Source organism: Massilia sp. YIM B02763 (assembly GCF_030412015.1).
Lineage (GTDB): Bacteria > Pseudomonadota > Gammaproteobacteria > Burkholderiales > Burkholderiaceae_D > Telluria.
Window position 1 is genome coordinate 295,582 of sequence record NZ_JASNRD010000002.1, and the last position, 13,448, is coordinate 309,029.

Here is a 13,448-nt window from a genome sequence, read left to right on the forward strand (position 1 = left end):
GGCCGCGAGCGGTCAGGAGGCAGCGGCGCTGCAGTAGGCGGCCATGGCGGCCAGCACGGAAGGGTCTTCGCCGACGGCGGGCACGGTGGCGAAACGGATATCGGGGTAGGAGGCGCGCAGCTCGTCCACCAGCTGCGGCAGGTCGCGCAGCAGGTGCCCGCCCTGCCCCAGGAACACGGGCACGATGGTGACCTCGCGCACGCCGGCGCCGAGCTGGGCGACCGCGTCGGGCAGGCTCGGCGTCATCAGTTCGAGGAAGGCCAGCGCGACGGCGCAATCGGGGCGTTGCGCGGCGGTGAGCTCGCGCAGGCGCTGGAACGGCGCCGCCCAGCCGGGCGCGCGGGCGCCGTGGGCGAACAGCACCAGCGCCCTGGCTTTGTCCTTTTCCTTGTTGTGGTCCATGGTGAACTCCATCAATGCCGCTCCACCCAGCGCAGCGCGCCGATCGCCAGCATCAGGAACAGCAGGCTCGGCGCCACGGCCGTCAGGAAGGCCGGCCAGGTCGACAGCATGCCGATGTGCGAGAACAGCGCGTTGATGAGCAGGAAGCTGACGCCGATCATGATGCCGACGAAGATCTTGAGGCTGATCCCGCCGCTGCGCGTATGCAGGTAACCGAACGGCAGCGCCAGCGCCATCAGCACGAAGATCGACAGCGGATCGACCAGCTTCTTCCAGAACGCGATCTTGAAGCGTTCCGTCTCCTGGCGGTTCTCGGCCAGGTGGCGCGTGTACACGGCCAGCTCGTTGGCCGACATGCGTTCCGGATCCGAGCGCGACACCGACAGGATCTTCGGCGTGATCTCCGAGACCAGGTCGAGGTGCGCCAGCTTGCGCGTGGCGACGGCCGAGGTGTCCTGGCCGAAGGTGCTCTGGATGGTCTGGCCGCGCGGCGCCGGCGCGCCCGGCACCGGCAGCGTGCGGCTGTTGGTGAACAGCGTCTCGGTGACGTCGTCGAGGCGCCAGGTGCCGTTGCCGCTGAAGCTGGCGCCGGCCGCCGTGATCAGGGAACGCATGCGCATATTGGTGTCGAACTCGTACAGGCGCACGTCGACCAGGCGGCCGTCCGGGCGGATCTGGCGGGCGTTGAAGAAGCGCGAGCCGGTCACGGGGCCGCGCGGGCCGCCGCTGTGCACGGTATCCTTGGTCCACATGCCGGAGCGGAATTCGGCCGACAGCGTGGCGCCCTTGGCGGACAGGCGCACGCGCTCGGCCAGCGGCGCCGTGCGCGGTGTGATCAGTTCGCCGAAGATGAAGGTGATGACGACGAACATGATGCCGATCTTGGCCAGCATGGCGGCCGCCATCCGGGTCGACATCGAGGACGCGCGCATGATCGTGAATTCCGAACTCTGGGCGAATTGCGCCAGCGTATAGATGGTGCCGATCAGCGCGGCCACCGGCATCACCTCGTACACGTGGCCGGGCACCAGCAGCAGCACGTACAGCACCGCGTGCTGCATCATGTAGCCGCCCTTGCCCACCGCGGGCAGCTCGCTGGTCAGGTCCATGAAGGCGATCAGGCCCAGCAGGGCGACCAGCACGAACACCACGGCCTGCGAGATATTGACCAGGAAATAGCGTTGCAGGATCTTCATTGCGCGCCCTCCTGCGCCGCGCCGCTGGAGAGCAGGCGCCGGCGCTTGTAGGCGCTCCACAGCGTGGCCGGATGCCAGCGGTGGTTCACGTTCAGGCGCCACGCGAACAGCACGATCACGGTCACGAGGGCGAACAGGTGCAAGGGCCACCAGGCCATCGCGAACGACAGCTTTTCCTGCTTGACGCTGTTCTCGAACAGCTTGGTCAGGTTGTTATAGGTGAAGAAGATCAGCAAGGCGAGGATCAGGTTGGCGGAGCTGCCGGCGCGCGGGTTCACGAAGCCGAGCGGGATCGCGAGCAGCATCAGCACGACGCAGGTGATCGGGGCCGAGACGCGGTACACCATCTCGGCATCGGCGAAGCGGTTGTTCCTGGCCGCCAGCAGCACGGCCGTCGGCATCGCGGCGGCCGGCGTGTCGGCGTCCAGCGTCGCCGGCACCGAACTGTTCACGCGCATGCGGTAGCGCTCGAATTCCATCGACTGGAAATCGGCCTGGCCGGGGTGGCCCAGGTAGCGCCGGCCGTTCCTGAGGACCAGGTACTGCCCACCCTTGCCGTCCGGTTCGATCACGCCTTCCTTGGCGACGACGACGGAATTGCCGTTCTGCTCGACGCTGTTGACGAACACGTTCTGCACAACGGTGGAGCCGCCCGTGCTGCCCTCGACGAAGAACACGCGGTTGGCCGAGGTCGATTCACGGAACTGGCCCGGCGCCACGCGCTTCAGGTCCTCGCGCTTTTCGAAGCGCTGGATGTATTCGACGCTCTTGCTCTTGGCCCAGGGCGTGGCGTAGAACGCCAGCAAGCCCACCGCGACCACCACCGGCAGGCCGGCCGTCAGCACGGGCGCGATCCAGCGCGCCAGCGACTGGCCGGTGGCGAACCACACCACCATTTCCGAGTCGCGGTAGCTGCGCGTGATCGTCATGATCACGGCGATAAAGCTGGTCAGGAGGAGGATGGTTGGCAGATAATTCAGCACGGAAAAACCGATCAGCGCCAGCACGTCGCTCGATGCGACCTTGCCGCCTGCGGCCTTGCCGAGGATGGAGATCAGGGTCCAGGTGACGAAGATCGAGAACAGGACGGTGAAGGTGGCGCCGGCCACGCTGGCCAATTCACGCTGTAGGGCGCGTCGGAAAATCATTCGATAGTTATAATTGCAGGTTAGGCAGTACGCGTCGCAAACACGAAACGGAGAATCAAATGGACTTTAGCATAAAAGCATTCGACACAAAAAACACGCTGGCCGCAGCCAAATCGGGCTGCGTCGCGGTCGCGGTGTACGAAAACAAGAAACTGTCGGAGGCAGCGAAAGCCCTCGATGCGAGCGGCGAGATCGCTGCCGCCGTCAAGTCGGGTGACATCTCCGGCAAGCCCGGCTCGACCCTGCTGCTGCGCGGCGTGGCCGGCGTGACCGCGGCGCGCGTGCTGCTGGTCGGCATGGGCGCCGATGAAGTCGCCACCGAGAAGACCCTGGCTACCGCCGTGTCCGCCACGCTGAAGGTGTTCGCTTCGCTGGGCGCGCAGGATGCCATTATCGCATTCCCGCTGGAGAATGTGAAAGGCCGCGACGCCGCCTGGGGCGTGCGCGCCATCGTCGTCGCCGCCAACGAAGCGGAGTTCAGCACCGACGGCCAGAAGAGCAAGAAGGACCCGGCCCTCGCCGGCGTGCGCAAGCTGGCCATTGCAGTGGCTCAAACGACGCCGCAACTGAAGACCGTGCTGGCGCAATCGATCGCCATCGCCAACGGCATGAACCTGACCAAGGAACTGGGCAACCTGTCGCCGAACGTCTGCACCCCGACCTACCTCGCCAACACGGCCAAGAAGCTGGCCGCCGACTTCGGCTTCGACGTCGAAGTCCTGGAGCGCAAGCAGCTCGAGGCGCTCAAGATGGGCAGCTTCCTGTCCGTCACCCGCGGCAGCGAGGAACCGCCGAAGTTCATCGTCCTGAAGCACAACGGCGGCAAGAAGAACGACGCGCCAGTGGTCCTGGTCGGCAAGGGCATCACCTTCGACACGGGCGGCATCTCGCTCAAGCCGGGTCCCGGCATGGACGAGATGAAATACGATATGTGCGGCGCCGGCTCGGTGCTGGGCACCTTCCGCGCGATCGGCGAGATGGGCCTGAAGCTGAACGTGGTCGGCATCGTCGCCGCCTGCGAGAACATGCCGTCGGGCCGCGCCACCAAGCCGGGCGACATCGTCACCGCGATGAACGGCACCACCATCGAGATCCTGAATACGGACGCCGAAGGCCGCCTGATCCTGTGCGACGCGCTGACCTACGCCGAGCGCTTCAAGCCGGCCGCCGTGGTCGACATCGCCACGCTGACGGGCGCCGTCATCGTCTCGCTGGGCCACCACAACTCGGGCATCTTCACCCGCCACGACGACGCCCACGACGCGCTGGCCGAGGAACTGCTGGACGCCGGCAAGCAGGCGGGCGACACCGCCTGGCGCCTGCCGATCGGCGAGCAGTACAACGAGCAGCTGAAGTCGAACTTCGCCGACCTGGCCAATATCGGCACCCCGGGCGGCGCCTCGATCACGGCGGCCTGCTTCCTGGAGAACTTTACCCGCAACTACACCTGGGCCCACGTCGACATCGCCGGCACGGCCTGGAAGAGCGGCGCGGCGAAGGGCGCCACCGGCCGTCCGGTGCCCCTGCTGACCACCTTCCTGATGAACCGCGTGTGATCGCCCTGCCCCGCGCGCCGGGGCATCGCATGAAAAACGGACGCCGCGGCGTCCGTTTTTCGTTGGGGTGCCGGAACCTCAGAACACCACGTTGCCGGACCCCGCCTGCGCGGCGGTCTCGCCGGACACGGCTTCGGACGGACGCATCAGCACGGTGAGGATGGCCGGATAGGAAAAGCCGGCGCCGGAGCGGCGGTCGACGTAGTAGCCGAGGCCGGCGCTGATGACGGTGTTGCCGATCAGCTTGTCGGTATCGAAGCGCGAGCGCACCTCTTCGCGCGCGGCGACGCCCTGGCGGCGGCAATCGATGCGCAGCGGCTCGCTGCTGCGGTCGACCGTCACGCGGCCCGGCGCCACCACGAACCAGCGTCCGGCATCGTTTTCCAGCACGCAGCCGACGCCGGCCAGCTCGCGGTTGTCGAGGATGGCATGGACTTCCAGCTGCTGCTGGGGAGAATCGCTGAGCGTCGCGCAGCCGCCGGCCAGGGCCGCCAAGGCCGCCATGCAGGCGCTACGAAGAAGAATCTGGGACATGTCTATCGGGAACGTGTAAAACGGTTCCTCGTTTACGGCAGGATCGCTGCGAACATGAGAGGCGAATGCAAGCGGCGGGAAGCGGCGGGAAGCGACGCCACCCGCACGGGCCGCCGGGATCGCCGGGGCCGCCGCGCGGACAGATGGGAAACGCTTCAGGCCTGGTCGGCCGGCGCAAAACGGGGAACGGGCTCGCCGCCGCCCTCGGGCGCGACCATCTCGAAAAAGGCGTCCCTGGGTCGCACCCAGGTCCTGCCGTCCTGCCCACGATACACGATCACGGGCGTATGGTCCGCCTCGAGCATGGCGTCGCACACCAGCTCATAGATGCCGCCCTTGTAGTGGCGGTAGCGCATCAGACCTTTTCTTCGGTCGCGGCGCGGCTTTTCTTCTTCAGGCCCTGGATGACCTTGACGATGCCCTCGATGCCCGCGTTGTCGTCGAGCTCGCTGAATGCGTCCAGCACCTCATTGAGCACACGATTGCGCACGGCCGCTTCGTCCGCCAACATCTTTTGCGGCTGGCCGTCGGCCTGGGCCGCTTTTTGCGGCGCTTCGGCGGCGGCTTTCTGGCCATGGGCCAGCGCGGCTTGCCAGATCAGCCAGCGACGCTGGGTCTCGTACACCAGATATTCTTCCGGCTTGTCTTCACGACGCCGGACAATGTGGCCATCGCGTGCGGCCCATGCTTCAAATGCTTGGCGCATTGTTGTCCTTTACTAAAGCTGGTGCAAATCCTGCTGCGGATCCGCGATCGTTACACACTGCCGCATGCCGGTCGGCAGTACCGGCCTGGGCAACCCATCGAAAACCTGTTGCCAGGTTTATGCAAAGCAAGGAATCAAACTCGAACTCTTGATCCCTGGGAAATATGCCAATAGTACAAGGTAAGTTGGCCTACTGCAATTTTTTTCTGCCGAGAAGGAAACAATACGTAAACGCCTATTGTATTGCTGCGATTGTTACATATTGTCACAGTTCTGGCCGACTAGCTAGTCCTTGACGTCATTCTTTGATTACCGGGCAATTATTTTACGACATCTTTGTTGCAATTAGAGCAAATCTTATGCAATCGTGCTGAACATGGGCCCCCTTGTCATGTTGCAGTAATTCTATACAGACGGGATACTGCACGGCGCGTGCCGGACGGTCCGGCCCATGAATGAACACGACTATGAAAATTGCTACTTGGAACGTCAACTCGCTGAAGGTGCGCCTGCCGCACCTGCTGCAGTGGTTGGACACCAATCCCGTCGACGTGCTCTGCATCCAAGAGACGAAGTTGACCGACGATAAATTCCCGCTTGCCGAGATCAATGCGGCCGGCTACGAGGTCGCGTTCAGCGGCCAGAAGACCTACAACGGCGTCGCCATCCTGTCGCGCCTGCCGATCGGCGACGTGGTGCGCAACAACCCGCATTACCCGGACGAGCAGCAGCGCCTGCTGGCCGCCACCATCGGCGGCGTGCGCTTCATCTGCGCCTACGTCCCGAACGGCCAGGCGGTCGGCTCGGACAAGTATGCCTACAAGCTGGCCTGGCTGGCGGCGCTGCAGGAATGGGTACGCGCCGAGATGGCGGCCCACCCGCAGTTCGCGATCCTGGGCGACTACAATATCGCGCCGGAAGACCGCGACGTGCACGACCCGGCCGAATGGGCCGGCCAGATCCATTGCTCGGAACCGGAACGCGAGGCGCTGCGCGCGCTGTTCGGCCAGGGCCTGGCCGATGCCTTCCGCCTGTTCGAGCAGCCCGAGAAGCAGTACAGCTGGTGGGATTACCGCCAGATGGCGTTCCGCCGCAACCGCGGCCTGCGCATCGACCACATCCTGCTCTCGCCGGCGCTGGCGCAGCGCTGCACGGCGTGCACGATCGACCGCGAGACGCGCAAGTGGGAACAGCCGTCGGACCACGCGCCGGTGGTCGCCACCCTCGATTGAGCCGGCGGCGGTGGGCAGCGCGTGCCCGCCGCCGCGTCATCCGGCGCGGCCGCCCTCCGCCAGGAACGCGGGGACCCGTTCTCCGTCCATCGGCCGCGCGAACAGGTAGCCCTGCGCATACTGGCAGCCATGCCCGCGCAGCACGTCCAGCTGGCCCGCCGTCTCCACCCCTTCCGCCACCACCGCCATCTGCAGGCTCCCCGCCAGCGCCATGATGGCCGCGACGATGGCCCGGTCCTCGCTGCTGGCCTCGAGGTCGCGCACGAAGGCGCGGTCGATCTTGATCTTGTGCACCGGGAAGCGCTTCAGGTAAGCCAGGCTCGAATAGCCGGTGCCGAAATCGTCGATCGACAGGCGGATGCCCATGGCGTCGATGTGGCCCAGCGTGTCCAGCGTCAGGCCGCCGTGCTGCATCAGCGCCGTCTCGGTGATCTCGAATTCCAGCAGCGCCGGGTCGATCCCGGTCTCGTCGACGATGCGGCGGATCGCCCCGACCAGGCCGCGGTGCATGAACTGGCGCGCCGACAGGTTGATCGCCAGCGGCAGCGGCGGCAGGCCGGCGCGCCGCCAGGCCACCGCCTGTGCGCAGGCGGCCCGGATCACCCATTCGCCCACCGGCACGATCAGGCCGTTCTCTTCGAGGATGGGGATGAACTCGTCCGGCGCCACCATGCCCTGCTCCGGATCGCGCCAGCGCAGCAGCACTTCCAGGCCCCGCACGCGGCCGTCGCAGGTCGCCACGATGGGCTGGTAGACCAGCTGGAATTCCCCGCGCAGCTGGGCGCCGCGCAAGCGCGTCTCCAGCTCGAAACGGCGCTCGGCGGCGCTGTTCATGCGCTCGGCGTAGAACTGGTAGTTGTTGCGCCCGGCCGCCTTGGCCTGGTACATGGCGGTATCTGCCATGCGCATCAGGCCGGCCACGTCGGCGCCGTGGTCCGGGAACAGGCAGATACCGATCGAGGGCGAGATGTGCAGGCCGCGGCCTTCGAACATGACGGGATCGGCCAGCACCTCGATGATCTTCTCGCCGACCAGGCCGCACTGGTCGGCGCCGCGCACGCCCGGCACCAGCACGACGAATTCGTCGCCGCCCAGGCGCGCCACCGTGTCGGCCGCGCGCACCACGCGGCACAGGCGGCGCGCGACTTCCTTCAGCAGGTGGTCGCCGGCCACGTGGCCGAGCGAGTCGTTGATGGTCTTGAAGCGGTCCAGGTCGATGAACATCAGCGCCAGCTTGTGCCCATGGTGGCGCGCGTCGTGCAGCGCGCGCTCGAGCCGCTCGCCCAGCAGCGCGCGGTTGGGCAATCCCGTCAGCGCGTCGTGGTAGGCCATGTGGTGCACGCGCGCCTCGGCCTGGCGCCGCTCGGCGATCTCGGCCTGCAGCTCGGCGGTGCGTTCCTGCACCCGCAGTTCGAGCTCGTCGCGCGCGTAGCGCAGCGCGTCGGCGGCGTCGCGCTGGGCAGTGCGGTCCTCCACCATCCAGATGATGGTGCCCTGGCCGCGCTCGCCGGGATTGACCGCGTAGCCGATCATGCTGACCCACATCGGCCTGCCGTCGCTGCGCACCATCGTGGTCTCGGTCTTGAACGAGCGGCCCTGGCCGAGCGCGGCGTAGGCCTCCAGGCCCAGCGCGCGGAACGCGTCCTCGCTCGCGTACAGCACGCGCGTCGACAGGCCGGAAGCAGTGCCTTGCGGGTAGCCGAACATCGCGGAAAAGCAGCCGTTGTGGCGGCCGATCACGCGGTCGCGCGTGAAGAAGATGGCGATCGACGCATTGGTCATGATCGCCTGCACCTCGGTCAGGGCCTGGCGCGCCTCGGTCACGTCTTCCAGGATCCAGACGGTGCCGGCCTCGCGGTCGAGCGTGTCGACGGCCTTGGCGCGGATGCGGCACCAGATCGTGGTGCCGTCGCGCCGGCGCATCTGCACTTCGGCCTTCTCGAACAGGCGGCCGGCCGCGAGCTCGGAAATCGCCTCGGCCGCGAACGCGTCGTACTCGGCGCGCGAGGCGAACACCTCGGACGGGCTGCGCCCGATCATCTCGCCCGGCGCCAGGCCCAGCATCTCGGCGATGCGCGGATTGCAGGACTTGACCAGGTCCGGCAACGTGACGACGATGCCGACCGGCGCATGCGCCAGCACGGCCGCATGCTCGAGCGCCGTGGCCCCGGGCGCATGGGGCGCCTGGCCCGGGCAGGCCTTGATGCAGGGATCGGGCGCGTCGTGGAACACGAAGGTGGCGCCCTGGATGCCGGCGGCCGCGGGCAAGGGCCGGGCGCGCACTTCCACGGCCAGGTCCCGCCCGGCGCAGTCGAGCAGCGCGTGCCAGCGCCGTTCGCCCGACAGCGAGCGGCGCATCTGGGCCGCGGCCGCGCCGGCCGTGCGGGCGGCGAACAAGGACAGCATGGGCAGCCCTTCGAGCCGGGCGCGGTCCACCCCGACTAGGTCCGCCAGCGCCGCGTTCGCGGCCCATACCATGCCCTGCGCGTCGCAGGCGCAGGCCGGCGCCGCGATCAGCGCCAATGCCTCGGCCACCAAGGCCGGCTTGCTCGTTACCCGATCCATCCCTCGTCCCATGCCGCGGCTTCTGCCGCGGCCTTGTTCGTTTGGAACGAATGATAACTTACAATCAGTTTAATTTATCAAAATGAAAATGAACTTTCCTGGCCGACGCAACACCGCCACGGGAAGGCCTCAGGCATCGCCCGGAACGCGCACCCAGCCTTCCATCAGCACGCGCGCGCTGCGGCTCATCGCGGCCTTGGTGACGATCCAGTCGCCGCCCTCCTGGCGCGCTTCTGCGCCCACGCGCAGGGTGCCGGACGGATGGCCGAAGCGCACGGCGTCGCGGGCGCGGCCGCCCGCCGCCAGGCTGACCAGCGTACCGGGAATCGCCGCGGCGGTGCCGATCGCCACCGCCGCCGTGCCCATCATCGCGTGGTGCAGCTTGCCCATCGAGAGGGCGCGCACCAGCAGGTCGATGTCGCCCGCCTCGATCCGCTTGCCGCTCGACGCCGTATAGCCTGCCGGCGGCGCCACGAAGGCGACCTTGGGCGTGTGCTGGCGCCGCGCCGCCTCCTCGACGTGGGAGATCAGGCCCATGCGCAGCGCGCCGTGGGCGCGGATCGCCTCGAACATCGCCAGCGCCTTCGGATCGGCGTTGATGGCGTCCTGCAGCTCCGTGCCCGTGTAGCCGATGTCGGCCGCATTCACGAAGATGGTCGGGATGCCGGCATTGATCAAGGTGGCCTTGAGCGTGCCGATGCCCGGCACCTCCAGGTCGTCGACCAGGTTCCCGGTCGGGAACATGGCGCCCCCTCCTTCTCCTTCTTCCGCGGCCGGGTCCATGAATTCCAGCCGCACCTCGGCCGCCGGGAAAGTCACGCCGTCGAGCTCGAAGTCGCCCGCCTCCTGGACCTGGCCGTCCGCGATGGGCACGTGGGCGACGATGGTCTTGCCGATGTTCGCCTGCCAGATGCGGACGGCGACGCTGCCGTCCCGCGGGATGCGCTCGGGCGGGATGAAGCCGGCGGCGATGGCGAACGGGCCGATGGCGGCCGACAGGTTGCCGCAGTTGCCGCTCCAGTCGACGAAGGGCTTGTCGATGGCGACCTGGCCGAACAGGTAGTCGACGTCGTGGCCGGGCCGCGTACTCGGCGCCGCGATCACGGTCTTGCTGGTGCTGGACGTGGCGCCGCCCATGCCGTCGATCTGCTTGCCGTAGGGGTCGGGACTGCCGATGACGCGCAGCAGGAAGCGGTCGCGCGCCTCGCCGGGCACTTGCGCGGCCGCGGGCAGGTCCTGCAGGCGGAAGAACACGCCCTTGCTGGTGCCGCCGCGCATGTAGGTGGCGGGGATTTTGATTTGGGGTACGTGGGACATATGGGTTTGCTCCAGTACGTCGTCCCTGCGCAGGCAGGGACCCAATTTCTGCAGGCGCTGCCGGCCTGCGTGCGCATTGGGTCCCTGCCCGCGCAGGGACGACGTTCAAAGGTTATCGGTTCAATCGCACGTCGACAGTTACGCCGCCGCCTTGTTCGACGCCAGGAAATCCTGCGCGAAGCGCTGCAGCACGCCGCCCGCCTCGTAGATCGACACCTCTTCCGCCGTGTCGAGCCGGCACGTCACCGGCACCTCGACCGTCTCGCCGCTCTTGCGGTGGATGACGAGGGTGAGCGTGGCGCGCGGCAGGCGTTCGCCGACCACGTCGAAGGTCTCGCTGCCGTCGATGCCGAGGGTGATGCGCGTGGTACCCGGCTGGAACTCCAGCGGCAGCACGCCCATGCCGACCAGGTTCGTCCGGTGGATGCGCTCGAAGCCCTCGGCCACGATCGCTTCCACGCCGGCCAGGCGCACGCCCTTCGCGGCCCAGTCGCGCGAGGACCCCTGGCCGTAGTCGGCGCCGGCGATCACGATCAGCGGCTGCTTGCGCTCCATATAGGTCTCGATCGCTTCCCACATGCGCGTCACCGTGCCTTCGGGCTCGACCCTTGCCAGCGAACCGGCCAGCACGTGGCCGTCGGCGCCGCGCACCATCTCGTTCTTCAGCGTCGGATTGGCGAACGTGGCGCGCTGCGCCGTCAGGTGGTCGCCGCGGTGCGTCGCATACGAGTTGAAGTCTTCTTCCGGCAAGCCCATCTTCGCCAGGTATTCGCCGGCCGCGCTGTCGGGCAGGATGGCGTTCGACGGCGACAGGTGGTCGGTCGTGATGTTGTCGCCCAGGACGGCGAGCGGGCGCATGCCCGTCAGCGTGCAGGCGCTGGCCAGCGCGCCTTCCCAGTACGGCGGACGGCGGATGTAGGTGCTTTGCGGACGCCAGTCGTACAGCGGCGACACCGCCTCTTCCGCCTGCTCGCGGCGCGCGAACATGATGTCGTAGACCTTGCGGAACTGCTGCGGCTTGACGGCCTGCTCGACCACCGCGTCGATCTCTTCGTCGGTCGGCCAGAGGTCGGCCAGGCGCACCGGATTGCCGGCGCCGTCCAGGCCCAGCACGTCCTTCTCGATGTCGAAGCGGATCGTGCCGGCGATGGCGTAAGCCACGACCAGCGCCGGCGAGGCCAGGAAGGCCTGCTTCGCGTACGGGTGGATGCGGCCGTCGAAGTTGCGGTTGCCGGAGAGGACGGCCGTCGCGTACAGGTCGCGCGCGACGATCTCCTGCTGGATGACGGGGTCGAGCGCGCCCGACATGCCGTTGCAGGTGGTGCAGGCGAAGGCGACGATGCCGAAGCCCAGCTTGTCCAGTTCCTGCTGCAGGCCCGCTTCCTCCATGTACAGCGCGACGGCCTTCGAGCCCGGCGCCAGCGAGGACTTCACCCAGGGCTTGCGCAGCAGGCCCTTCTCGTTCGCCTTTTTGGCCAGCAGGCCGGCGGCGACCATATTGCGCGGATTGTTCGTGTTGGTGCAGCTGGTGACGGCGGCGATGATCACGGCGCCGTCGGGCATGCGGCCCGGCTCGTTCTCGACGACGCCGGCGATGCCCTGCGCGGCCAGCTCGGACGTCGGCACGCGCCGGTGCGGGTTCGACGGGCCGGCGATGTTGCGCACCACGGTGGAGAGGTCGAAGCGCAGCACGCGCTCGTACTCGGCGTTGTGCAGGGTGTCGGCCCACAGGCCCGCTTCCTTCGCGTACACCTCGACCAGGCGCACCAGCGCGTCGTCGCGGCCCGTGAGCTTCAGGTACTTGATCGTCTGCTCGTCGATGGCGAACATGGCCGCGGTGGCGCCGTATTCCGGCGCCATGTTCGAGATCGTCGCGCGGTCGCCCAGCGTCAGGCTGGCGGCGCCCGCGCCGTAAAACTCCAGGTAGCTGGACACGACCTTGGACTTGCGCAGGAATTCCGTCAGCGCCAGCACGATGTCGGTGGCCGTGATGCCCGGCTGCGGCTTGCCCGCCAGCTCCACGCCGACGATGTCCGGCAGGCGCATCCAGGACGCGCGGCCCAGCATCACGCTTTCCGCTTCCAGGCCGCCCACGCCGATGGCGATCACGCCCAGCGCGTCGACCATCGGCGTGTGCGAGTCGGTGCCGACCAGCGTGTCCGGGAAGGCGACGCCGTCCTGCACCTGCACGACGGGGCTCATGCGCTCCAGGTTGATCTGGTGCAGGATGCCGTTGCCCGGCGGGATCACGTCCACGTTCTGGAACGCCTTCTTGGTCCAGTCGATGAAGTGGAAGCGGTCTTCGTTGCGGCGGTCCTCGATCGCGCGGTTCTTCGCGAACGCGTCCGGGTCGAAGCCGCCGCACTCGACGGCCAGCGAATGGTCGACCACGAGCTGGGTCGGCACGACCGGGTTGACGAGGCGCGGATCGCCCCCCTGGGCCGCGATGGCGTCGCGCAGGCCGGCCAGGTCGACGAGCGCCGTCTGGCCCAGGATGTCGTGGCACACGACGCGCGCGGGGAACCAGGGGAAGTCGAGGTCGCGCTTGCGCTCGACGAGCTGTTTCAGCGAGGGCACGAGGGCCTGCGGCTCGCAGCGGCGCACGAGGTTCTCGGCCAGCACGCGCGAGGTATAGGGAAGCTTGTCCCAGGCGCCCGCCTCGATGTCCTCGACGGCGGCGCGCGCGTCGAAGTAGGCGAGATCGGTGCCCGGGAGGGGTTTGCGGTAGGCGATGTTCATGATGTCTGTTCCATTGGACGCGGCAGCAAAGCCACCGTCGTTCCCGCCTGCGC

Annotated in this window: 11 protein-coding genes; 2 read left to right on the forward strand and 9 right to left on the reverse strand. The window is 67.7% G+C overall.

What is annotated here, in order from left to right; translation table 11 throughout:
- Positions 1-12: 12 nt before the first annotated feature.
- Genes QPK32_RS04810 through lptF form a run of 3 tightly spaced genes read right to left on the reverse strand, consistent with a single transcriptional unit; the run spans position 13 to position 2,746 of the window.
- On the reverse strand, positions 13-402 hold the full coding sequence (locus QPK32_RS04810; protein WP_290411631.1) for a sirohydrochlorin chelatase: 390 nt from the start codon (positions 400-402) through the stop codon (positions 13-15).
- An 11-nt stretch (positions 403-413) separates the two neighbouring features.
- Entirely contained in the window at positions 414-1,598 is a 1,185-nt protein-coding gene (lptG, locus tag QPK32_RS04815) for an LPS export ABC transporter permease LptG (RefSeq protein ID WP_290411632.1), read from the reverse strand.
- Positions 1,595-2,746 carry an LPS export ABC transporter permease LptF gene (lptF, locus tag QPK32_RS04820; RefSeq protein ID WP_290411633.1) on the reverse strand — a complete coding sequence of 384 codons (1,152 nt, stop codon included), beginning with the start codon at positions 2,744-2,746 and terminating at the stop codon, positions 1,595-1,597. The genes lptG and lptF overlap by 4 nt, the downstream gene beginning before the upstream one ends.
- 59 nt (positions 2,747-2,805) lie before the next feature.
- On the opposite strand from lptF, the gene QPK32_RS04825 reads away from it, so the two are divergent.
- The gene (locus QPK32_RS04825; protein WP_290411634.1) at positions 2,806-4,302 is read left to right on the forward strand and encodes a leucyl aminopeptidase; all 1,497 of its coding nucleotides are present in this window, start codon (positions 2,806-2,808) and stop codon (positions 4,300-4,302) included.
- A 78-nt stretch (positions 4,303-4,380) separates the two neighbouring features.
- Here QPK32_RS04825 and QPK32_RS04830 read toward each other — a convergent pair whose 3' ends face one another.
- From QPK32_RS04830 to QPK32_RS04840, 3 genes are all read right to left on the reverse strand, one after another.
- Positions 4,381-4,836 (reverse strand): hypothetical protein, encoded by a 456-nt coding sequence (locus QPK32_RS04830; protein ID WP_290411635.1) that lies wholly within the window; start codon positions 4,834-4,836, stop codon positions 4,381-4,383.
- Between the two features lie 155 nt (positions 4,837-4,991).
- Complete coding sequence (locus tag QPK32_RS04835) at positions 4,992-5,192, reverse strand: DUF1653 domain-containing protein (RefSeq protein WP_290411636.1); 201 nt, start codon at positions 5,190-5,192, stop codon at positions 4,992-4,994.
- Positions 5,192-5,542, reverse strand: coding sequence for a hypothetical protein (locus QPK32_RS04840; protein ID WP_290411637.1), 351 nt, complete (start codon positions 5,540-5,542; stop codon positions 5,192-5,194). The genes QPK32_RS04835 and QPK32_RS04840 overlap by 1 nt, the downstream gene beginning before the upstream one ends.
- 467 nt (positions 5,543-6,009) lie before the next feature.
- Here QPK32_RS04840 and xth point away from each other — a divergent pair, with 467 nt between their 5' ends.
- Positions 6,010-6,774: an exodeoxyribonuclease III gene (xth, locus tag QPK32_RS04845; protein ID WP_290411638.1), complete on the forward strand. Its 765-nt coding sequence runs from the start codon at positions 6,010-6,012 to the stop codon at positions 6,772-6,774.
- A 36-nt stretch (positions 6,775-6,810) separates the two neighbouring features.
- Here xth and QPK32_RS04850 read toward each other — a convergent pair whose 3' ends face one another.
- The 3 genes from QPK32_RS04850 to acnD form a co-directional block, all read right to left on the reverse strand.
- Positions 6,811-9,339 carry an EAL domain-containing protein gene (locus QPK32_RS04850; RefSeq protein WP_290411639.1) on the reverse strand — a complete coding sequence of 843 codons (2,529 nt, stop codon included), beginning with the start codon at positions 9,337-9,339 and terminating at the stop codon, positions 6,811-6,813.
- Positions 9,340-9,468: 129 nt separating this feature from the next.
- Positions 9,469-10,656: a 2-methylaconitate cis-trans isomerase PrpF gene (gene prpF, locus QPK32_RS04855; protein ID WP_290411640.1), complete on the reverse strand. Its 1,188-nt coding sequence runs from the start codon at positions 10,654-10,656 to the stop codon at positions 9,469-9,471.
- Positions 10,657-10,794: 138 nt separating this feature from the next.
- Positions 10,795-13,395, reverse strand: a complete 2,601-nt coding sequence (gene acnD / locus QPK32_RS04860) for a Fe/S-dependent 2-methylisocitrate dehydratase AcnD (RefSeq protein ID WP_290411641.1) — start codon at positions 13,393-13,395, stop codon at positions 10,795-10,797.
- Positions 13,396-13,448: the final 53 nt, after the last annotated feature.

Bases quoted from the DNA above. Each gene is read 5' to 3' on its own strand.
- QPK32_RS04810 (WP_290411631.1), bottom strand. From the start codon at position 402: ATGGACCACAACAAGGAAAAGGACAAAGCCAGGGCGCTGGTGCTGTTC.
- lptG (WP_290411632.1), bottom strand. From the start codon at position 1,598: ATGAAGATCCTGCAACGCTATTTCCTGGTCAATATCTCGCAGGCCGTG.
- lptF (WP_290411633.1), bottom strand. From the start codon at position 2,746: ATGATTTTCCGACGCGCCCTACAGCGTGAATTGGCCAGCGTGGCCGGC.
- QPK32_RS04825 (WP_290411634.1), top strand. From the start codon at position 2,806: ATGGACTTTAGCATAAAAGCATTCGACACAAAAAACACGCTGGCCGCA.
- QPK32_RS04830 (WP_290411635.1), bottom strand. From the start codon at position 4,836: ATGTCCCAGATTCTTCTTCGTAGCGCCTGCATGGCGGCCTTGGCGGCC.
- QPK32_RS04835 (WP_290411636.1), bottom strand. From the start codon at position 5,192: ATGCGCTACCGCCACTACAAGGGCGGCATCTATGAGCTGGTGTGCGAC.
- QPK32_RS04840 (WP_290411637.1), bottom strand. From the start codon at position 5,542: ATGCGCCAAGCATTTGAAGCATGGGCCGCACGCGATGGCCACATTGTC.
- xth (WP_290411638.1), top strand. From the start codon at position 6,010: ATGAAAATTGCTACTTGGAACGTCAACTCGCTGAAGGTGCGCCTGCCG.
- QPK32_RS04850 (WP_290411639.1), bottom strand. From the start codon at position 9,339: ATGGATCGGGTAACGAGCAAGCCGGCCTTGGTGGCCGAGGCATTGGCG.
- prpF (WP_290411640.1), bottom strand. From the start codon at position 10,656: ATGTCCCACGTACCCCAAATCAAAATCCCCGCCACCTACATGCGCGGC.
- acnD (WP_290411641.1), bottom strand. From the start codon at position 13,395: ATGAACATCGCCTACCGCAAACCCCTCCCGGGCACCGATCTCGCCTAC.